15 protein-coding genes and 3 pseudogenes are annotated in these 21,130 nt (G+C 70.5%); 5 read left to right on the forward strand and 13 right to left on the reverse strand.

What is annotated here, in order from left to right:
• The first annotated feature begins 68 nt into the window (after positions 1-68).
• A complete protein-coding gene (locus ACFVYE_RS13660; protein ID WP_383978762.1) occupies positions 69-1,097 on the forward strand; it encodes a hypothetical protein in 1,029 nt (342 codons plus the stop codon).
• A gap of 43 nt (positions 1,098-1,140) precedes the next feature.
• Here ACFVYE_RS13660 and ACFVYE_RS13665 read toward each other — a convergent pair.
• Positions 1,141-1,455 (reverse strand): annotated as a pseudogene (locus ACFVYE_RS13665) (transposase); the annotation flags it as partial.
• A gap of 158 nt (positions 1,456-1,613) precedes the next feature.
• Between ACFVYE_RS13665 and ACFVYE_RS13670 the strand changes: the two are divergent.
• Positions 1,614-2,378, forward strand: coding sequence for a hypothetical protein (locus ACFVYE_RS13670; RefSeq protein WP_383976380.1), 765 nt, complete (start codon positions 1,614-1,616; stop codon positions 2,376-2,378).
• A 19-nt stretch (positions 2,379-2,397) separates the two neighbouring features.
• Here ACFVYE_RS13670 and ACFVYE_RS13675 read toward each other — a convergent pair.
• Both ACFVYE_RS13675 and ACFVYE_RS13680 read right to left on the reverse strand, forming a co-directional pair.
• Positions 2,398-3,043, reverse strand: a pseudogene (locus tag ACFVYE_RS13675) (ParA family protein); the annotation flags it as partial.
• Between the two features lie 252 nt (positions 3,044-3,295).
• Positions 3,296-3,469, reverse strand: a pseudogene (locus ACFVYE_RS13680) (transposase); the annotation flags it as partial.
• Positions 3,470-3,682: 213 nt separating this feature from the next.
• Between ACFVYE_RS13680 and ACFVYE_RS13685 the strand changes: the two are divergent.
• A complete protein-coding gene (locus ACFVYE_RS13685) occupies positions 3,683-4,912 on the forward strand; it encodes a glycosyltransferase (protein WP_389605660.1) in 1,230 nt (409 codons plus the stop codon).
• A 190-nt stretch (positions 4,913-5,102) separates the two neighbouring features.
• Positions 5,103-7,256, forward strand: a complete 2,154-nt coding sequence (gene helR / locus ACFVYE_RS13690; protein WP_389605568.1) for an RNA polymerase recycling motor ATPase HelR — start codon at positions 5,103-5,105, stop codon at positions 7,254-7,256.
• A gap of 136 nt (positions 7,257-7,392) precedes the next feature.
• On the opposite strand, the gene ACFVYE_RS13695 is transcribed toward helR, so the two are convergent.
• The 10 genes from ACFVYE_RS13695 to ACFVYE_RS13740 all read right to left on the reverse strand — a co-directional run bounded on the left by ACFVYE_RS13695 (position 7,393) and on the right by ACFVYE_RS13740 (position 19,472).
• Positions 7,393-7,905: a GNAT family N-acetyltransferase gene (locus ACFVYE_RS13695; protein ID WP_383976376.1), complete on the reverse strand. Its 513-nt coding sequence runs from the start codon at positions 7,903-7,905 to the stop codon at positions 7,393-7,395.
• 78 nt (positions 7,906-7,983) lie between these two features.
• Positions 7,984-8,676 carry an ABC transporter ATP-binding protein gene (locus ACFVYE_RS13700; RefSeq protein ID WP_389605571.1) on the reverse strand — a complete coding sequence of 231 codons (693 nt, stop codon included), beginning with the start codon at positions 8,674-8,676 and terminating at the stop codon, positions 7,984-7,986.
• Positions 8,669-9,586: an ABC transporter ATP-binding protein gene (locus tag ACFVYE_RS13705; RefSeq protein WP_383976382.1), complete on the reverse strand. Its 918-nt coding sequence runs from the start codon at positions 9,584-9,586 to the stop codon at positions 8,669-8,671. Before ACFVYE_RS13705 ends, ACFVYE_RS13700 begins: the two co-directional genes overlap by 8 nt.
• A gap of 77 nt (positions 9,587-9,663) precedes the next feature.
• On the reverse strand, positions 9,664-10,521 hold the full coding sequence (locus tag ACFVYE_RS13710; protein ID WP_383976372.1) for an ABC transporter permease: 858 nt from the start codon (positions 10,519-10,521) through the stop codon (positions 9,664-9,666).
• Entirely contained in the window at positions 10,514-11,479 is a 966-nt protein-coding gene (locus ACFVYE_RS13715) for an ABC transporter permease (protein ID WP_383976381.1), read from the reverse strand. The genes ACFVYE_RS13710 and ACFVYE_RS13715 overlap by 8 nt, the downstream gene beginning before the upstream one ends.
• Positions 11,480-11,502: 23 nt before the next feature.
• On the reverse strand, positions 11,503-13,107 hold the full coding sequence (locus ACFVYE_RS13720) for an ABC transporter substrate-binding protein (RefSeq protein WP_389605573.1): 1,605 nt from the start codon (positions 13,105-13,107) through the stop codon (positions 11,503-11,505).
• 174 nt (positions 13,108-13,281) lie between these two features.
• Positions 13,282-14,412, reverse strand: coding sequence for an acyl-CoA dehydrogenase family protein (locus ACFVYE_RS13725; protein WP_389605575.1), 1,131 nt, complete (start codon positions 14,410-14,412; stop codon positions 13,282-13,284).
• Positions 14,409-15,596 (reverse strand): acyl-CoA dehydrogenase family protein, encoded by a 1,188-nt coding sequence (locus ACFVYE_RS13730; protein ID WP_389605577.1) that lies wholly within the window; start codon positions 15,594-15,596, stop codon positions 14,409-14,411. Before ACFVYE_RS13730 ends, ACFVYE_RS13725 begins: the two co-directional genes overlap by 4 nt.
• Entirely contained in the window at positions 15,593-16,561 is a 969-nt protein-coding gene (locus ACFVYE_RS13735; protein WP_383979489.1) for an NADPH:quinone oxidoreductase family protein, read from the reverse strand. The genes ACFVYE_RS13730 and ACFVYE_RS13735 overlap by 4 nt, the downstream gene beginning before the upstream one ends.
• A gap of 226 nt (positions 16,562-16,787) precedes the next feature.
• Positions 16,788-19,472, reverse strand: a complete 2,685-nt coding sequence (locus ACFVYE_RS13740) for a beta-N-acetylglucosaminidase domain-containing protein (RefSeq protein WP_389605580.1) — start codon at positions 19,470-19,472, stop codon at positions 16,788-16,790.
• A 227-nt stretch (positions 19,473-19,699) separates the two neighbouring features.
• On the opposite strand from ACFVYE_RS13740, the gene ACFVYE_RS13745 reads away from it, so the two are divergent.
• Complete coding sequence (locus tag ACFVYE_RS13745) at positions 19,700-21,094, forward strand: rhodanese-like domain-containing protein (RefSeq protein ID WP_389605582.1); 1,395 nt, start codon at positions 19,700-19,702, stop codon at positions 21,092-21,094.
• Positions 21,095-21,130 lie beyond the last annotated feature (36 nt).

Genomic DNA, 21,130 nt, shown 5'->3' on the forward strand with positions numbered 1-21,130 from the left:
CGCACACTGAGCGGGCGGTTCGAGCCGCGCCGCGCACGGCACAGACCGAAACATCGGGGGTGCACGGCATGAGTACGAACGGCAATGGTTACTGGGGTCCGACGGGCGGACCCGGACCCGGCCCCGGTGGACAGCCGGGCCCAGGTCCCGGCCATCAGCCCTACCCCGGGGCCGGACACCACCCGTACCCCGGCGGTCCCGGCGTGGGGCCCTACCCGCCGCAGCCCGCGCCCGTGCCGCCGCAGGGGTACCCGGGACATCCGCAGAGCTGGGGCCCGTACCCGCCACAGCCGCACGGCGGTGGCCCGCAGCCGCCGCTCCCCCGCCCGCCCCGGCCGCCGCTGACGCGCAGGCAGCGGATCCTCAAGTGCGTCTACAACCCGTTCTACGCCGCCCAGCGGGCCTTCCGCCCCTCGCGCCCGGACGCCGTCGAGGACCTGACGGTGCGTAAGATCCAGATGTGGCGGACCGGGCTCGGCATCGCCGCCTGGCTCGTGCTGGTCATGTCGTACAAGCCGGTCGACACCGCCAAGGGCGTCGAGACCGTCGCGGGCGACAAGTTCGACCAGAGCTGGATCAGCACACTCGTCCTTGTGTGCGCCTTCCCGTTCGTGATCGCCCTGTTCGCGTTCGGCGCGCAGGGTGCGCTGCGCGGGCTCTACCTGCGTCGGTCCCTGAAGTCCTTCGGGGCGGTGGCGGCTCTGATGGGGTCCATGGCCACGTTTCCCCTCGCCGTCGCGCCCGATCCGGAGACCGCCGGCTTCCGTGACGCCATCGGGACCCCCGGCATGGTCGTCCTCATCACCCTCTGCGCGTGGTCGCTGGGCTTCGCCCTGTACGGGATCGTGCTCTGCCTCATGCACGTGTTCCGCACCGCCGACATCCACGAGGTGCTGCCGCCGATCCTCGCCACCTTGCTGGTGTGGGTGATGGCCGCCCTCGACGTGATCAACAACGAGAACGCAGAGGTTCCCGTCCTTGCCCAGATGGTGTTCCTGCTCGGCGCTCCGGTGTCGGTGACGGTGTTGTCGTGCTGGGAGCTGTACCGGCTGCGGAAGTACCACAACCTGACCGTGCGACAGGCCCTCGGCCGCTAGGTCATCTCCGTGTCGCCAGGAGCTCGCGCAGATAGACGTGGGGTCATGGTCGTCGGGTGGGGCGGTCGTCCCAGCGGTGAGTGGTCCAGGCGCGGCGGATGGTGCTACGCACGGTGGTGGTGTCAGACAGGGGGCCAGGGTCGTCCAACAGGTCCAGGGTCGGGGCGAGCAGTGGCGAGTCATGGCAGTTCGCTCCGGCCAGGACCCGGCCCAGCGGGATTCCGTAACCGTCTGTCATTCCGGAGCGTTTGAGGCCCTGTTTGCCTCGGTCGACCGGTGAGCTTCCGGCGGCTTCTCCGCCTCCGGGCGCTTTGGTGATCGAGCCGTCGATGGCGATCTGGTCCAGGACGAGGCCGACGTGATCACCAGGCCCTGTGCCTGCTCTGCTCCCGAGTGCCCCACCACGCCTGTCTGCGCGAGCTCTAAGTGATCAACGACCAGGATGGCCGACGGCACTGTGGATAGGCGCCACAAGTCGGCGCCGGGAGTGTCGATACGGCCCGATACCCTCCCGGTATGAGCGACACCGCGGAGACCGTGGACATCCCGGAGTACCTGGACACCGAGCTGGTCGCGGGCGAAGAACTGGCCCGTGAACCGGCCTTCTGGCTTGCCCACCTGCTGGTGACGATGGGCGACCTCTCCGCCGATGCAGATGAGTACGACGTCACCCCGGCGGCCTTCGAGGCGATGCTGGAGCGCCTCGGCGATGCCGAGCAGCCGTGGCCCGTGTTCCGCATGCCCTTCGGCGGCGGACACATGGCCTTCGCCGTCTACGCCAACTTCGAGGACGAGAACACCGTCGAATTCGCCGTACGCCACCCGGCATGGGGCCGCCTCGGGCATCTGGGGCAGTGCGGCCCCGAGTCGGCCGGGCCCGGCCTGTCCTGGGCGGAGTTGACCGCCATCGCCGCGAGCGTGCCGGAGAACGCGTCGGACACCGAGGGCCTCGTCGATCCGGCACAGCGCCTGCTGCTCCTGCTGCCCATGCTCGGGGACGCGGCCACGCCAGAGGAGGCGTGGGGTGTCGTGGCGCGGGCCCTCTCCCGTTGCGGAATACCAAATGACGTGGCCCCCCGGTTCGCGCGGGAACTGCTCGGAACCGACGCGGATGACCAGCATGTGGAACCGTCCTGGACGGTGGCCGAGGACAATCCGGTGCCCGTCTGCTCCTCTCGCTACAGCCCGCGCCAGGTCCCGATCGCCCTTGGAATCACCCTCGATCAGGCCCAGGCGCTGGCCGACGCGCTTCGCGGCGACAGCCGGACGGCACTGATCTGAAAGTGAGCGTGTCTGGGTTCTGCTCCTTCAGGTCTCCGATGGCGCCGACCACCCGCGGATCCTTTATGTCCATCCACGACTGGAGAGACGAGGTGGCGTTGTAGCCGCGCCGGGCGTCGTAGTGGTTCACGACGATGCCGAGATAGTCGAGTTCCAGGTGCATGTCGTTCCGCAGGTCCTCGATCTGCGAGGTGAGGACCCCATATGCGTCGGCGGAGCTGTCTTCGGCCTGGACGACGACGAGTTACACCGGAGCTGCCCGGGGCCTCTCCTTGGCGGCGTCCGTAGTAGGCGGCAGCGTCCGTGCTCATGCCCAGGCCGGGTGGGCAGTCGATGAGGATCGCGTCGTAGTCGCCCTCAACCGCGGACAGCGCCCTCTCGGGGGCGGCTTCCCGGGCCCGTACGCCGGACAGCTTGACGTCCAGGAGGAACGCGTCGGTGCATGCGGGCAGGAGGTGGAGGCGGCCCCCGAACCGGGGGTCTTCGATCGGGACGATGAAGTCGCGGAGTTGGCCCTTGGATTCTCCGGACATGTGCTTGGTGAGGCTGTCGCCCTCGAGCGGGAGCGGTTCGTGGCCGAGCTGCTTCGTGAGGTGCCCTTGGGGGTCGAAGTCGACCAGGAGGACGCGTAGTCCAAGACCGGGCAGGTCTTCGTAGTCGAGGGGGAGTTGGCCTCTGGGGCCATGGTGTTCACTTCTCCGCGGCGGGAGATGAAGGACTGATCCCACGTCTACGCAGTTCAAGATGGTTGGGCCCGTTTTATGGCGGTGGACCGGCAACGGACCGGTGTCCGCACCCCCTCTTTCGCGCGGACGTGAGACCCGTCCACGCACGCGCGGGGCCAGTCGATCGCGCCGGCGGCTTTCATTTCGGCGAGCAGGATGCGGTGCAGCCGGTCGAAGACCCCCCGCCCGCTGCCACCGCTCCAGGCGGCGCCAGCAGGTCTGCCCGGAGCCGAACCCCGGCTCGGGCGGCAGAAGTTGCCAGGCGATGTCGTTGTGCAGGACGTAACGGACGCCTGAAGGCAGAGCCGGTCCGGCGCCGGCCGGGATCCCGGAGCCTTGTCCGGCCCCCTTCGGCCCATGGGAGATTCTTCTGAGCCGACGTAGCGCCGTACGCGGCGCGCCACCGCTTCACGAGGAGGTTGTCCGTCCACAGCGGACGATCAAGGGAAAGGAGGAGTACCCACTCCTTTCCACTCTCAACATATAGCGCATGGGGGGCCTTGCGGCAAGGCCCCGGTCATGCCGCAGAATCGTCGGCCGAGGCCAGAACCTACGGAAACGGGAGAGTCACAAGTGCGGGTGTTGTTGTCTACGTATGGGTCGCGCGGGGACGTCGAACCGCTGGTGGGACTCGCGGTGCAGTTGCGGGCACTCGGCGCGGAGGTGCGGGTGTGCGCGCCGCCGGACGAGGACTTCGCACAGCGGTTGGCCGGTGTCGGCGTGCCGCTGGTACCGGTCGGCCCGTCGGCGCGCGCGCTGACGAAGGCTGCGCCGCCGTCGTCATCCCTGCCCCAGCGCGCGGCCGAGGTGATCGCCGCCCAGTTCGACGCGGTCACCGCGGCGGCCGAGGGATGTGATGTGCTGGTGGCGACCGGCATGATGCCGGCCGCAGCCGGCGCGCGGTCGGTGGCCGAGAAACTGGGCATCCCCTCTGTGTCCGTGACCTTCCAGCAGCTCACCCTGCCGTCGCCGCACCACTCGCCGCTGGCGTATCCGGGCCGGCCGTTCCCGCCGGAGGTGACCGACAACCGGGTGCTGTGGGACCTGGACGCCCAGAGCATCAACGCGCTGTTCGGTGAGGCGCTCAACATCAACCGTGCCTCGATCGGCCTGCCCCCGGTGGACAACGTCCGCGACTACGTCATCGGCGACCGGCCGTGGCTGGCGACGGACCCGGCCCTGGACCCGTGGCAGGAGACGCCGGACCTCCACGTCGTGCAGACCGGCGCGTGGATCCTGCCGGACGAACGCCCACTCCCGGACGAGCTGGTGGCGTTCCTGGAAGCAGGCGAACCACCGGTGTACGTGGGCTTCGGCAGCATGCCCATGCGCGCCTCGAAAGACATCGCCCAGGTGGCTGTCGAGGCGGTCCGCGCGCAGGGCCGCCGCGTACTCGCCTCCCGCGGCTGGGCCGACCTGGCCCTGATCGACGACCAGGACGACTGCTTCGTCATCGGCGAGGTCAACCAGCAGGCACTGTTCGGCCGGGTGGCCGCCGTCGTGCACCACGGCGGTGCGGGCACCACGACGACGGCCACCCGGGCCGGCGCGCCCCAGGTCGTGGTACCCCAGGCGGCGGACCAGCCGTACTGGGCCGGCCGGGTGACCGACCTGGGCATCGGCACCGCACACGACGGTCCGACTCCGACCTTCGAGTCCCTGTCAGCCGCGCTCAGTACGGCCCTGACCCCCGAGACCCGCGCACGGGCGACCGCCGTGGCCGGCACGATCCGCACCGACGGTGCGAGCGTGGCCGCCAAGCTTCTGCTCGACGCAATCAGCCGAGAAAGGCCGTCCATGTCCGTGTGAACCACGCGAGATCGTCGAGCCAGGACCCAGAACACGAGAACCTGCAAACTCTGGCGACCTGAACCGGCAACGGCCACGGGGTCCACGTCAGGCGGAGCGCTGCTCGTCCTGGCCGCCCGGTTCGTCGCGCCGGTCCAAACGCCTCGCTGCGCGCAATGGTTGCAAGCGGCCCCAGATCGGAGCTGATGACGTGAACCCCCTGACCACCAGCGCGTTCGACCTTCCCGACCACCTCTCCCCCAAGGCCGACCCGACGCTGATCGCCGGGGATGAGCAGCATTTCGCGGCCATCGCGGAGTGCCTCGAGCAGTCGATCGCCGAACTGTCCGACCGCCTCGATGCCGAGCGCAGGGCGCCCGGCGGCATCGGCCGGCAGGCGATGGACCGGGACATGGAGATCCACCGGCTGACCGCTCGCCTGCGCGCACTGCGTCGCTTCGGTCTGGACCTGTGCCTCGGACACATGGTCGGCGCGGACAGCCCCGAGCCCGTGTACGTCGGACGATTCGGCCTGACGGACAGCGCGGGTCGTCGGCTGCTGCTCGACTGGCGCTCTCCCGCGGCCGAGCCATTCTTCGGAGCCACCCACGGCAACCCGATGGGTCTGGCAAGCCGCCGCAGGTATCGCTGGACCGACGGCCGGATCAACGACTACTGGGACGAGGTGTTCACCTCGGACGGGTTTGTCGGGCACGCCGCGCTCGACGATCAGTCCGCCTTCATCGCCAGCCTGGGCAGCAACCGGTCGCCACGGATGCGAGACGTGCTCGGCACCATCCAGGCCGACCAGGACGCCATCATCCGCGCGGGGTCCCGCGGCGCTCTCGTCGTCGACGGCGGCCCGGGCACGGGGAAGACCGTCGTCGCTCTGCACCGCTCCGCCTACCTCCTCCACTCCGACCCCCGCCTCGGTCACCGTCGGGGCGGTGTGCTGTTCGTCGGTCCGCACCGGCCCTACCTGGCCTACGTCGCCGACGTCCTCCCCAGCCTCGGCGAGGAGGGCGTGCAGACCTGCACCCTGCGGGACCTCGTCGCCGAGGGAGCCGCGGCAGCGATCGAGTCCGACCCGGACGTGGCCCTCCTGAAGTCGTCCGCGAACCTGGTGAAGGCGATCGAGGCGGCCGTCAGGTTCTACGAGGAGCCGCCCACCACGGGGATGACGATCACAACCCAGTGGTCCGACATCTGGCTGAGCGCCGACGATTGGGCCGTGGCATTCGAGGCAGCAGGACCCGGTGCTCCGCACAACGAGGCGCGCGACCAGATCTGGGAGGAGCTGCTCACGATCCTGGTGGACAAGCACGACGGCGACGCCCCGGCCGAGCTGCTCCGCAAGTCGCTGCTGCAGAACAGGGAGCTGCTCACGACCTTCGACCGCGCGTGGCCGCTGCTGGAAGCGGCCGACCTCGTCGGAGACCTGTGGTCGGTTCCCGCCTACCTGCGGAAGTGCGCTCCCTGGCTCAGCCCCGGTGACGTGTCGCAGCTGCAACGCGGGGACGCCCAGGCCTGGACGGTGTCCGACCTGCCGCTCCTGGACGCGGCACGGCAGCGGCTCGGCGACCCGGAGGCGTCGCGACGCAAGCGTCGGCACGACGCCGCTGTCGCCGCCGAACGCGCGCGCAGGGCCGACGTCATCGACGGCCTGCTGCAGAACATCCTGATCGACGAGAGCGAAGGCGCGGTGGGGATGCTGCACGGACGGGACCTGCAGGACACCCTGGTCGACGAGACCGCACTGCCCAGCGTCGAACCGGACCTGCTCGCCGGCCCGTTCGCGCACATCGTCGTGGACGAGGCTCAGGAACTGACCGACGCAGAGTGGCAGATGCTGCTGCTCCGGTGCCCGTCCCGGAGCTTCACCATCGTCGGGGATCGTGCCCAGGCCAGGCACGGGTTCACGGAGTCGTGGCAGGAGCGGCTCGAGCGGATCGGGTTCGACCGGATCAACCTGGCCTCCCTGAGCATCAACTACCGGACGCCGGAAGAAATCATGGCGGAAGCCGAGCCGGTCATCCGGGCCGTGCTCCCGGACGCCAACGTGCCGACCTCCATCCGCAGCAGCGACGTCCCCGTCGTACACGGATCCGCTTCGGATCTGAGCTCGATCCTCGACACCTGGCTCGCCGCACATGCGGACGGGATCGCCTGCGTCATCGGCGATCCCACATTCCGGACGACGTCCCGCGTCCGGTCGCTGACCCCGGAGCTGTCCAAGGGGCTCGAGTTCGACCTGGTCGTCCTCATCGACCCGGAGGCGTTCGGCAAGGGCATCGAAGGAGCGGTCGACCGCTATGTCGCGATGACCCGAGCGACCCGGCAACTCGTCATCCTCACGAGGCGTTGAGCACCATGCGGTACGTGCGGTGGCGTCCAGCAGCCGCATCGCCTTTCGCGAGCCGGGCCATGCCCGGTGCCGTGGTGCCGTGGTTGCGCGGCGCGATCCCGACCGGGCGGTGGCTCTTCGCCGCTCCCCCGTCAGGTCAGTCGGCGTCGACGAAGCCCATCGTCCGGTTCATGGCGATCGCGCTTGCGTTCGCCGGATGGTGGAATGTGCGGACCGTGCGCGCTCCGCACATTCTGGCGAAGCCCATCCCGAACGTCTTCATGGCAATGGACACGCCGCGCCCTCGGTACTCGGCCTTCACTCCGGTCATCTCGTTGAAGACGAAGTCCCCATGGTCGGAGGTCGCCGCCATGCCGATCCAGGCTTCGCCGTCCAGCGCGATCACGACACCGCGCGGATCATACGAAGGGACCTCCAGCCGACGCTCGGTGTATTCGTCGAACGAGTAGAACTCGCCCCGCTCCGGGATGTCGGCGGCGCACTCCTTGTTCAGCTCGTACAGGGCGCGACGATGTTCAGGGGTGTCTCCCAATTCGGCAAGTGTGGTCAGCCGGATGCGGTCGGCGCGACACCTCGTCACGTACTCCTCAAATCGGCCGGCGTCGAACGCACTGACATCAAGTTCCAGCTTTACCCACTGATCAACCATGCTTCCCCTCCACCTGGATCCGCCGAATGCGGGGCGTGCCCCAGCACCCCCATTGTCGAATGCGCGAACGGCATGGGTTCATCCGGTCGGGCTCATGGACTCCTGGTCTGCGGCACGCCCGGAGATTCCCTGCCAGCCGACTGTACGGTCGCACCAGCGTTCCAGCAGCACCCGGTCGTGGCCGACGGCCAGCAGCCCGGCCCCGGACTCGCGTCGGTAGGCCTCGACCACCGCCACCAGAGCGGCCGTCGTCGACGCGTCGAGCATCGCGGTCATCTCGTCACAGATCAGCCAGTGCGGCCGCAGGACCAGCGCCCTGGCCAGACAGGCGCGCTGCAACTGGCCGTCGCTCACCTCGTGGGGACGCCGGTTCAGCAGTTCGGCCGTGAGACCGACAGCCGGTGCCAGCTCGGCCACCCGGTCCGTCACCTCCGCGCGCCGGCCGGTCGCCCGCAGCGGCTGGGCGATGAGTTCGCGCAGGCTGAGCCGGGGGTCGGCCGAGAGCCGGGGCTGTTGGAAGACGACACCGACCGCGGTGCGCTGCGCCCGCGGGGCGCTGTGCCGCCAGCCCCGTACCGGTCGGCCGTCGAGTACGACCGTGCCCGCGTCGGGGCGGTGCAACAGGGCGGCGACCTTGGCCAGGGTGGATTTGCCGCAGCCGCTCGGGCCGAGCAGTCCGACGGACTCCCCCGGCGCGATCGTCAGGGATGCATCGCGGACGACGGGGTCGCGGGGGTCGTATCCGGCGGTTATACGGGTGAGTTCAAGCATGGGCGGACTCCTCCGCGCCTGCCCGCACACCGTGGTGGCAGGCGAGACGGCCGTCGAACGGGGGCGGTTGGGAACACCGGTCGTCGGCGCGGCTGCAGCGGGCCGCGAACGCGCACCCGTCGGGGAGGGCTCCGAGCTCCGGCGGCATTCCCGGGATGGGGGCGAAGGCGCGCTCCGGCAGGGCGTCGAGGAGGCCGCGCGCGTACGGATGGCGTGGTCCCTGCTCTCCGAAGAACCGGTCGGCATCGGCGAGTTCGACGATGCGGCCCGCGTACATCACGGCGACCCGGTCGGCGATCCGCTCGGCCGCCGCCAGATCGTGGGTGATGATCAGCAGCGCCCTGCCCCCGTCGGTGTGGCGGCGCAGTTCGTCGACGGTTCGCTCGACCAGGTCGCGGTCGAGTCCGGTGGTCGGCTCGTCGGCCAGGAGGAGGGGTGCGTCGCCGATCAGGGCGAGCGCGGTCGCGGCGCGCTGGGCGAGACCGCCGGAGAGCTCGTGCGGATACCGGTCCAGGTGGCCGGCCGGGAAGGCGGCGCGCGCGGCGGCTTGCTCCGCCGCGGCACGCAGCACGGGCTTTCGGATGCCGGTCAGCTCACGCAGGGTCTCCTCCAGTTGGGCGCGCACCGTCCGGACCGGGGTGAGGTGGGCTGCGGGGCTCTGCGGTACGAGTCCGATGCGGCGGCCTCGTACCGTGCGGGCGAGGGTCCGTTCATCGGCGGTGAGGAGATCGGTCCCGTCACCGAGCACCGCCGAACCCTCGGTCTGTGCATTGCCGGGCAGCAGCCCCAGCAGCGCTGAGGCGAGTACGGATTTGCCGCAGCCGCTCTCGCCGACCAGGGCCAGGCATTCCCCCGCCGCGAGGTCGAAGCGTGCGTCGCTGACGGCCGCGATGTGCCGCCCGCCGCGCATCCGGAAGCGGACGGAGAGCCCACGGATGGAGAGGACCGGGGTCGGCGGGTGCGGGGTTCGCGGGTCCGGGATGGGCTTCACAGCATCAGCTCCGATCGGCGGCGGGGGTTGATCCGTTCCCGCCAGGCGCCGGCGAGGCCCGCCAGAGCTAGGGTCGGGATGATCAGGAACAGGCCGGGGAAGAGCGTCGGCCACCAGTCCCCGGCAAGCAGCGAACCGCGCGCCGTCTGCACGAGATTGCCGAGGCTCGCCTGGTGGGTGGGGAGTCCGAGCCCCAGGAAGGAGAGCGCGGACTCGTGCCACATGGCGTGCGGCACCATGAGCACCGCGGCGAGGCCCGCCTGCGGAAGCACTGCGGGCAGCAGATGCCGGACGATGACCCGCCCGCGCGAGGCGCCGCCGGAGATCGCCGCGTCGATGAACGGGCGCGAGCGCAGCGACAGCACTTCGGAGCGGACGATCCGGGCCGTCGAGAGCCAGTGGGTGAGGGCGACGGACACGATCACGGGGCCGACGCCGGGCCGGAACATGGCGACGACGAAGATGCCGAGCAGCAGATGCGGTACGGACGAGAAGGTGTCCACGAGCCGCATGACGATCCGGTCGGTCCAGCCCCCGAACGCGGCGGCGAGCGCACCGACGGCGGTCCCGATGACGGTGGCGGTGAGCCCGGCGACGATGCCGACGAGCAGCGAGACGCGGAGCCCGTAGACGCAGCGCAGCAGCAGGTCACGGCCGACATCGTCGGTGCCGAACGGGTGCTCCCAGGAGGGTGGTCGGAGTTTGGCCGCGAGGTCGACGGCCTGCTGGTCGAGCTGGACCAGCGGCGGTACGAGGAGTACCGCGAGCAGCACCGCGGCGACGATCCCGGCGGAGCTGACCTCGCGGATACGGCGGGTCGTGCGGCGGGCGGGTGCGAGGACGAGTTCAGCCATCGAAGCCCACCCTCGGGTCGGCGATCGCGTACAGCAGATCGGAGAGAAGGTTGCCGAGGACGACCGCCGCGGTGGCGAGCACCGTGAGCGCCGCGAGCAGCGGGAAGTCGACGGAGGTGGCGGCCTGCACGGTGGCAGCGGCGATGCCGGGCCAGCTGAAGACCGTCTCGACGAGCAGGGCGCCGGTGATGAGTTCGGGGACGCGGGAGCCGATGAGGGTGAGCATCGGCAGCATCCCGGAGCGCAGTGCGTGGCCGAGCAGCACGGTGCGTTCGCGCAGTCCACGGGCGCGTGCGCCGCGCACCGGGTCCTCGTCCAGTGCGTCGGCGACGCCCTGGCGTACGTAGAGGAAGAACCACGGCAGCTGGGAGATCCCGAGCACGGCCGCCGGGAGCACCAGATGGGTGGCGGCCTGGCCGAAGGTGACCGTGTCGCTGGCCGCGTCGGTGAGGCCGCCGGCCGGGAGCACATCAAGTTTCAGGGCGAAGAACCAGATGGCGAGCAGGCCGAGCCAGAAGGCCGGTGCGGCTTCGAGCGTGTACGCGGCGGAGCTGACGCACCGGTCGAGCAGGCCGCCGGGCCTGCGCGCGGCCAGCACACCGAGTCCCGTACCCAGGACGACGGCGACGGCGAAGGCGCTCGCGGCGAGCAGCACGGACCAGCCCAGGCGTTCGCCGATGACATCGGCGACCGGCTGGCGCATCACGCTGGAGTCGCCGAGGTCGCCGCTCAGCGCGGAGGTCAGCCAGTTCCACCAGCGGGTCACAAGGGGCTGGTCGACGCCGAGGTTGACCCGCAGCTGGTCGAGGTTCTCCTGCGAGGCGGTGAGACCGGCGGTGCCCGCGTACGCCTTGACCGGGTCGAAGGGGGAGGCGGCGGCGACGGCGAAGACACCGAACGTCACGGCGGCCAGGACGGGGACGGCGAGCAGCGCCCGCCGTCCCGCCATCCTGCCCATCGGCCCCCAGGGGAGGCGGTGGTTCACTTCTGCGGCGTCCAGTCCTCGACGTTCCACCACGGGCCGGATGCCAGACCGTGGTCGTGCGGTTCCACCTGGGTGGTGAGCGCGCCGAAACGGTCCTTCACCACGTAGAGATGGTCGATGTGGGTGAGGAAGGTGTAGCCGGGGTTCTTCACCAGTTCGCGCTGGACGGTGTCGTAGGCGGCCTTGCGCTCGGCCTCGTCGCCGCTCCTGCGGCCCGCTTCGAGGGCCTGGTCCACGGCCTTGTTGTCGTACCACGCCATGTTGTTGAAGCCGTCGCCCGCGAGCGAGGACTTCAGCAGGGTGTACTGGTCGAAGTCGGGGTCGGCGGGCGATCCGCCGCCCGCGAGGACCGCGTCCTGCTTCATGCGGGGCTCGATGACCTCCCAGGTCCCGGCCTCGGTGGTGATGTCGATGCCGGCCTTCTTCGCGTCGGAGGCGTAGGCGAGTGCGTGGTCCTGGCGGAGCTTGTCGCCGGTGAGGTACCAGAGCGGGAACGCGGCGCGTACGCCGTCCTTGGCGCGGATGCCGTCCTTGCCGGGCTTCCACCCCGCGTCGTCGAGGATCTTCTTCGCGGCGCCGAGGTCGTGGGTGCGTTCGGTGCCCTTGGCGAACCACTCGCTGTCGGTGGGGACGGGACCGTAGGCGGCCCTGCCCTCGCCGTTGAGTATGGAGTCGACCATGGCCTGCCGGTCGACCGCGACATCGAGGGCGCGCCGGATCGCGGTGTCGCCCGCGACCTTGTTGTGGGTGGGCAGGGTCACGGTGCGGTAGTCGTACGTCGTGGCGGCGTACGTGCGCGTACCGCTGTCGCGGGCGAAACCCTTGGCCAGGTTGGGGGGCAGGATCGCGCCGTCGAGCTCCCCGGAGCGCAGCCGGGTGGCGCGTACGTCGTCGTCCTTGATGATCGCCATGGTGAACTTCTTCACCTTCGGTGCACCGCCCCAGTAGTCGGGGTTGGCCTTGAAGCTCAGCTTCTCGCCCTTGGACCACTTGGTGAGAACGTATGGTCCGGTGCCGATGGGGTGGGTGGTGAAGGCGCCGGTGTTGACGTCCTGCCTGCCCGCGGCGTGTTCGGGGGCGATGGGCAGGACGGTGCGCTGGGCGAAGGGCGCGTAGGGGTACTTGAGCGTGAAGACGACGGTGTCGTCGCCCGTCGCTTCGACGCTCTTCACCGCGTCGAGTTCGGTCCGGGACGCGTTGTTGGTCTTCTCGTCCAGGATGGTGCGGTAGGTGAAGACAACGTCCTTGGCGCCGAACGGCTTCCCGTCGCTGAACTTCACGCCGCGGCGGAGCTTGTACGTGTACGTCAGTCCGTCGTCGCTCACCTCGGGCAGGGCGGTGGCGAGCGCGGGCCGCAGCTTCATGTTCCCGTCGAGGGCGAGCAGCCCGTCGAAGATCTTGGAGTTGCCGTCCTTGCCGTAGCCGAGGAGGGGGCTGAGGCTGTCGGGCTCGTAGGCGATACCGACCACCGCCGGGTCCCCGGCACCCGAACCGGAGTTGCTGCCGTCCGAGCCACCCGGTTGGGAACAGGCTGCCGCGGTCAACGACAGCACGGTCGCCAGTGTCGCGGCGACCGCTCCCCGTATCGATCGGGCCGTCATACTCTGCACATCCCTTATTGAAGATCCACTGTTATTGCGAGCCAGTCGCAATTAAACAACAGGTAAAGGGATGCCCGGTACCCCGCCGGACGGGGAAACGACGGAGCGGAGGTGCGTGAACACGCACCTCCGCTCCCAAGTCCCGCTGTGTCGCGTGCCGTTCCCTGCGTCCGGTTACGGCGCCGGCAGTTCCACGAGTTCGGCAATGGCCTCGCGATGGTGTCCGGCCGTGCCGTACGCGATCGAGTCGGCCTTGGCGCGCTTGAGGTACAGGTGCGCCGGGTGCTCCCAGGTCATGCCGATGCCGCCGTGCAGCTGGATGCACTCCTCCGCCGCGTGCACCGCGACCTTCGAGCAGTACGCCTGCGCGACGGCCACCGCCAACGGCGTGTCGGGGCTGCCGGTCGCGAGGGCGTCCGCGGCGTTTCGCGCGGCGGCGCGGGCCGACACGACCTCCAGCCAGAGCTGTGCCATGCGGTGCTTGAGGGACTGGAACGAGCCGACGGGCCGGTTGAACTGGTGCCGTTCGCGGGTGTGGCGGACCGTCTCGGTCAGGCACCACTCGGCGAGTCCGAGCTGTTCGGAGGCGAGCAGTCCAGCGCCCGCCAGCAGCCCTCGGCGCACGGCGGAGACCGCGGACGCACCGTCGGCCAGGCGGGTTCCGGCGGCTCCGGCGAGGTTGACGATGGCGAGCGGGCGGGTCAGGTCGAGCGGGACGAGCGGCTCGACGGTGACACCGGCGGAGCCGGTCTCCACCGCGTACAGACCGTCGGTCGTCGGCACCAGCAGCACATCGGCCGCGGCCGCGTCGGCGACGCCGGTCACCATCCCCTCCACCGCGCCGGCCACGACACCGGCCGGCTGCGCGGCGTCGGGCGCCGGGGCGGAGAACGGCACGGCGAGGACCGCGATCCTGCGTCCGGTGGCGAGGTCGCCGAGGAGTTCGGCGACCGGTCCGTCCTGTGCCGCAAGCGCGAGGAGCGTCTCGGTGGCGACGACCGCACTCGTCAGATACGGCGCGGGGGCGACGCTGCGGCCCAGCTCCTCCAGCACCACCGCGGCCTCCCGGTGGCCTGCACCCTGCCCGCCCAGCTTCTCCGGCACCAGCAGCCCTGCGGTGCCGATGCCGGCGGCGAGGGCCTTCCAGAGCTGCGGGTCGTACGGCGTGTCGGACTCGACGCGGGCGAGCACCGTCGGCGCGTCGCACCGGGCGGCGAGCAGCGAACGCACCGCTGCCCGCAGATCGTCCTCGGCCTCCGAATACAGCAGATCGGGTGCCTGGGTCTCTTCGGTCGGTGCGGTCATCGGGCCAGGTCCTTCCAGGCGACGTCCTTGTCGTTGCGCGGCTCGACGGGCAGGCCGAGGACGCGCTCGGCAACGATGTTGAGCAGCACCTCGCTGGTGCCGCCCTCGATGGAGTTGCCCTTGGAGCGGAGGTAGCGGTAGCCGGCGTCACGTCCGGTGAAGTCGACGAGATCCGGGCGGCGCATGGTCCAGTCGCTGTACAACAGGCCTTCCTGACCGAGGAGTTCGACTTCCAGCCCGCTGATCTCCTGGTTGAGGCGGGCGAAGGCGAGCTTCATGCCGGAGCCTTCGGGACCGGGCTGTCCGGCGACGAGCTGCTGGCGCAGCCGGGTGCCGGTGAGCCTGGCCACCTCGGCCTCGACCCAGAGGGTCAACAGGCGCTGATGGAGGTCGTGGGTGCGCAGTTCGGGACGCTCGCGCCAGGTGCGGGCGACCGGGCCGATCATGCCGCCCTCGCGCGGGATACGTGCTCCGCCGATGGAGACCCGCTCGTTCATCAGGGTGGTCTGGGCGACCTTCCAGCCTTCGCCGACCGGTCCGAGGCGCCTGCTGTCCGGGATGCGTACGCCGGTCAGGAAGACCTCGTTGAACTCGGCCTCGCCGGTGATCTGGCGCAGCGGCCTGACCTCGACGCCGGGGTCGGTCATGTCGCAGATGAAGTAGCTGATGCCGCGGTGCTTGGGCTGGTCCGGGTCGGTGCGGGCGATGAGGATCGCCCAGCGGGCCAGATGGGCGCTGGACGTCCAGACCTTCTGTCCGTCGACCACCCAGTCCTCGCCGTCGCGGACGGCGCGGGTGCCGAGTGCGGCGAGGTCGGAGCCGGCGCCCGGTTCGCTGAAGAGCTGGCACCAGACCTCCTCGCCGACCCACAACGGCCGCAGGAAGCGCTGCTTCTGCTCGTCCGTGCCGTAGCCGAGGATGGTGGGGGCCGCCATGCCGAGGCCGATGCCGATCCGGCGCGGATCGTTGTCGGGAGCGCCCGCGGCGGCGAGTTCGGCGTCGACGACGGTCTGCAGGGAGCGCGGCGCGTCGAGGCCGCCGAGGCCGGCCGGGTAGTGCACCCAGGCGAGTCCGGCGTCGAAGCGGGCCTTGAGGAAGTCGGTGCGGTCGGTGGTGGCCGGGGGGTGTGCGGCCAGCAGGTCCTGGGTGCGGCGGCGGAGCTCGGCCGCGTCGGGGGTTGTCATCGGGCGGCTCCTGCCGGGAGGACGACGATCCGGCCGGTGCTGATGCCGTCGGCGACCCGCTGGACGGCGACCGCGGCCCCGGCCAGCTCGACCCGCTCGCTGATCAGCGGCTTGATGAGGCCCTGAGCCGCGAGCCGGGTGAGTTCGTCGTGGCAGGCGCGGACCGCGGCCGGGTCCTTGGTGTTGTACAGGCCCCAGTGGAGTCCGAGGATCGAGTAGTTCTTGACGAGGGCGTGGTTCAGCGCCGGGGTGGGGATGACGCCGCTCGCGAAGCCTACGACGATCACCCGGCCCTCGAAGGCGATGCACTTCACGGACTTGGCGTACGCGTCGCCACCGACCGGGTCGTACACCACGTCGGCGCCGCGTCCGCCGGTGGCTTCCTTGACCGCGGCGACGATGTCCTCGCTGTGGCGGTCGATGACCAGGTCGCAGCCGAGCTCTGTGGCGATCTTCGCTTTCCCGGCGCCGCCGACGACACCGATGACGGTGGCTCCGGCCGCTTTGCCGAGCTGGACGGCCGCGCTGCCGACACCGCCCGCCGCGGCGTGGACCAGGAGGGTCTCGCCCGCCTGGAGGTGCGCCCTGCGGTGCAGGCCGAACCAGCCGGTCTGGTAGCCGATGTGCAGGGCAGCGGCCTCGGCGTCGTCGAGGGCGTCCGGGGCGGGCAGGAGGGCCGCCTCGTCCGCGACGACGTACTCGGCGAATCCGCCGTTCGGCAGGGCGGGGGTGGCGAGCACCCTTTGTCCGTCCGCCGTCCTGCCGCAGATCTCCACGCCGGGTGTGAACGGCAGCGGCGGCCGCACCTGGTACTGGCCGCGGCAGAGCAGCGCGTCGGGGAAGTTGATGTTCGCCGCGAGCACCTCGATGAGCACCTGCCCGGCGCCGCTTGTGGGCCGGTCGGTCTCTTCGAGCCGCATCACCTCGCTCGGCTCGCCGTTCCGGTGCACTCGCCATGCCTGCATGAGGGGCCTCCACAACACTGTCGGCATTACCACTGCTCCAGCGCATACTAAGCGGTCGCTTGCCCCTCTGGGAACAACCTGCCGGTGCCGGCTTCGGCCTGAGGCGGACATGGCTGTGCCAGGTCCGGCCCGAACAACTTCGGGCCGGACCTGGCGTGGGACGGGTCCACGGGCCCGACCGGGGAGGTGGACGGCGCAATCCCGCCCGCACTCCGCCCGTCAGGCCTCAGTCCCGGCCGGCCACCACCACTTCGGCGATCTGCGGCGCCGCCGACCCCGCGCTCCAGACCAGGCGTACCGCGTCGGCCGTACGGCCCGCGGTGGGTACCTCGGTGTACGGGCCGACGAGCGCGCCGACGGTCTGCCATGTTCCGTCGGTGCCCCGCAGCTGGATGTCGGCTCGGCCCGCCGACCCGGCCGGCTGCAGGACGGTGACGGACCGCACGGGACGCGCGGCGACGAGCCCCACCTCCAGCGACTCCCCGGCCTCCGGAGCGCGTGCCGCCCGGTAGACGGTGCCGGGGTCTCCGTCGGACGCCGCCCGCAGCGAGGATCCGGTCGCGGCGGGCGGTCCGCCGGTCACTGCCCCGTCCTCGGTCACGACGCCGAACTCCCTTACGACGAGCCAGTTGTCCTGGCCCGCGGTCGCCCGTGCCCGCACATAGCGGGCCTTGGTTCCGGCGGGCACGGCCGCGGTGACCTCCGGCTTCCCGGAGAAGGCGGTGAGCTGCTGCCAGCTCTGCCCGTCGGCCGAGTACTCGAGCACCCCTTCATGGAGGTAGTCGTCGGTACTGCCCGGCTTTGCCATGGCGAGGGTGATGCCGCCGATGTCCCGCGCCCGGCCCAGGTCCACGGTGATCTGGTCACCTGCGGCGGGGGCGCCGTCGCTCCAGAAGTAGGTGGAGTCGTCGCCGTCCAGCATCCGCGCGAGCGTGTTGCTCTGGTACGTGCCCAGGCTGGTCGATGCCGAGGGCCGCCCGCTCACCCCGAGGATCCGGTCGTGCTCGGCGTTCGCCGCGTCGATGAACCGGTCCAGCACCCCGTCGCCGACGGCGACCGGCACCTTGCGGCCGTCGAGGCCGGTGTATGTGAAGGACTTCGCCGCGGTGACCTGTGCGGGCAGCTGCTGCCGGAGCTCCCAGGCCTGCGCCCCCTTTCCGGCTCGGGCCGCCTCGACCATGCGCAGGGCGGTGCGGGCGGCGGTCGCCCAGGACTCGGTCGCATCCAGCCAGGGGCCGGAGTCGGCGATGAAGCCGCGGTCCGGGAGGCTGCTGCGCAACCGGTCGGGCGCGGAGCCGAGCGCTCCGAGCACCGAGGAAAGCCGGGCGGCGTCACCGGACTTCCAGTACCCGGCGAACTCCGCCGCCAGTTCGGGGGCCTGGTCCTTGTTGAGTGCCGAGCTGTAGTTGACGTCGGCGAAGGCCCGCAGCGCCTTCTCGGTGCGGGGGTCGCCGCCCGCGTACTCCTTCAGTCCCTCGCCCCATGAGGCCCGGGGGTCGTACGCGGCGTCGTTCCAGGCGTAGTCGGAAACGGTATGGAGCGCGATCTTCGAGGCGTACGGCTGGATCATCGGGTTGGCGGTGATCCCGGCCAGCTTGCCGGGCAGGCCCTTCTCCCGTCCGTTGAACGGGCCGAGCAGCAGCCGGTTGGTCGCATAGTCGTTGACCGGGTAGTTGTCCCACGTCAGGATCGGGTGGTTGAAGACCGTGCGGGCGGCGTCGGCCTGTGCGACGGTCATGGTCGGCGCGACGACACCGACACCGGTCCATTCGACGAGGACATCGGGGTCGAGCTGCTCGGACAGCGCCTTCTTGTACGGCGAAGCGGAGACGTCGTAGTACTCGGTGGGGACCATCTGGAGCGGCTGGGCGCCCGGGTGGGTGGAGATGAACTCCTTGTTGACCCGGTTGAGCAGATAGGCCTGCGCCGCGCCTGCCGCACCGCCGCCGGTCCCCCACTTCGCCTTGTCCTCGGCGCAGTTCCAGTTGGTGTAGCTGATGTCGTCGAGCGGCACGGCGAAGGTCCGTACACCGATGTCCCAGATCGTCTGGAACTTGTCGACCAGCGCCTTGGCATCGGCGTCCGAGCTGTAACAGACGGAGAGGCCGGGCGAGAGCGCATATGTGAACTCCACATGCCGCTGGACGGCCCGGTCGGTGAGCTCCTTGATCTGGGCCAACCGGTCGGCGGGGTAGGCGTCGCGCCACTTCGCGCGGAGATACGGGTCGTCCTTGGGCGAGTACACGTAGATGTTCATCTTGTGCTCGCCGTAGTAGTCGAGCTGGTCGAGCCTGGCCTCGTGCGACCACGGGGTGCCGTAGAAGCCCTCGATGACGCCGCGCAGTGCGGTGCCGGGCCAGTCGCGTACCGCGAGTCCGGCGACCTCGGCACCCGGATGCTTCGCCCGCGGCAGGACCTGACGCAGGGTCTGCGCGGCGTAGTACGTGCCGGTGGTGTCCTTGCCGGCGAGGACGATGCGACCGGCGCCGATACCGAGGACATAGCCGTCGGCGGGCAGCGCGGACGGGCCGTCGAGGTGCTGGGCGGCGAGCGCGGCGGAGTCACCGACATGGACGGTCAGCCCGCTCCTGCCGGGTCTGTCGCTGCGTACGACGCGCTGTGCACCGGCCCGGCGCAGCGCGGTCTCCACCACCTCGAGGGATGGCTCGTCAAAAGTCGCGCCCGCCACCAGGGTGACGGTGGGGCTGATGGTGATCCGGTCGGATCGGCTCTTCACGGACTGCGGGGTCGGCGTGATGGCAGGGGTCCGCCGACCCGCCGCGGCCTTTGCCGGGGTGGTGGTGCGGGTGCTGTCGGCTGCCTGGGCGGGCGGCACGGCGGTCAGCAGACCGCCGGCGAGCAGGGTCGCCGCCGCGCCTAGCGCGGTGAGACGGGGTGGGCGAGGCGTCACTGGTCCTCCATTGATCACTCAAGTCACCGGAGTCGCACAACACAACAACACCGAATTCAACATCGTGTCGCCTGCATGTCAATGGTCTGGACAACATCAACACGTGGACCTGGGGTTTTGTCAGTGCCACCCACGTCTCACGCTCAGTCGAAATACCCCCTGGGGTATCAATGTTACTCTGAACGACAGATACCCCCCTGGGTAAACCGAACGGAAGGAGCCGTGTCGTGTTCTTCGTCGACACCATGGAGACAGCGGGCCTCGGCAACCGCAGTTATCTGGCGGGCGGTAAGCGGGCCGCCGTGGTCGTGGATCCGCCGCGCGACATCGACCGGGTCATCACCGCGGCCGCCCGGCGCGGTGTGCGGATCGCCCTGGTGGTGGAGACGCATCTGCACAACGACTATGTGACCGGTGGCCTGGACCTGGCGCGCGTCACCGGGGCGCGGTATCTGGTGCCCGCAGCCGCGGAGGTCTCCTTCAGCCGGGTGCCGGTGGCCGACGGTGACACGGCACCGGTCGACGACGGGCTCACCCTGCGCGCGCTCGCCACTCCCGGGCACACCCCGCACCACACGTCCTATGTGCTGGAGGAGAACGGTCGCGCCGTCGCCGCCTTCACCGGCGGCTCGCTGCTGATCGGCAGTGTGGGCCGGCCCGATCTGGTGGAGCCGCGGCTCACCGCCGAACTGGCCCGCGCCCAGCATGCCTCCGTGCACCGGCTCGCCGATGAGCTGGAAGACGCCGTCCCCGTTCTGCCGACGCATGGCTTCGGCAGCTTCTGTTCCTCCTCCCAGTCCGCGGGCGCAGCCACGACCGTCGGCGACGAGCGGAAGCGGAACGACGCGCTGATCAAGGACGTGGACACCTTTGTCGCCGAACTGCTCGCCGGTCTGGACGACGTACCCGCCTACTACGCGCACATGGGGCCGGCCAATGCGGCGGGCCCCGATCCGATCGATCTGACCCCGCCCGGCGCGGCCGATGCCGCGGAGATCTCCCGGCGGCTGGCCGCGGGCGAGTGGGTGGTGGATCTGCGCAGCCGGGTGGCGTTCGCCGAGGGGCATGTCGCCGGATCGTTCAACTTCGAGGGCGAGGGACAGCTCGCGACGTATCTGGCCTGGCTGATCCCTTGGGGGAAGCCGGTCACCCTGCTGGCGGGCACGGTCGCCGATGTCGCGCATGCGCAGCGGGAGCTGTCCCGTGTCGGTATGGGCCGGCCGGTGGCCGCGGCCACCGGCGGTCCCGAGGACTGGGTACGCGAGCCGGCAGAGCTGCGGTCGTTCCGCAGGTCCGACTTCGCGGGTCTGGCGGCCGCCCGGGCGCGCGGCGAGGACTTGGTGGTTCTCGATGTGCGCAGGGACGCCGAGCACAGCGGCGGTGCCGTCACGGGGGCGGTGCACATTCCCGTCCACGAATTGCCCAGGCGACTGGACGAAGTGCCGCCGGGCGTCGTGTGGGTGCACTGCGCGGGCGGGATGCGGGCGGCGATCGCGGCGTCACTGCTGGATGCGGCAGGACGGGATGTGGTGGCCGTCGACGACGGTTTCGGTGCGGCGGTACAGGCCGGTCTGAGCCTGACCGTCCCTGCTTCCACCGCTTCCCCGGCTTCCGCGGTCTGACCGCACGACGTCCCTACGCCGCGCCCGAGGAGTGTT

It is taken from the genome of Streptomyces sp. NPDC058239 (assembly GCF_042882185.1).
Taxonomy (GTDB): domain Bacteria; phylum Actinomycetota; class Actinomycetes; order Streptomycetales; family Streptomycetaceae; genus Streptomyces.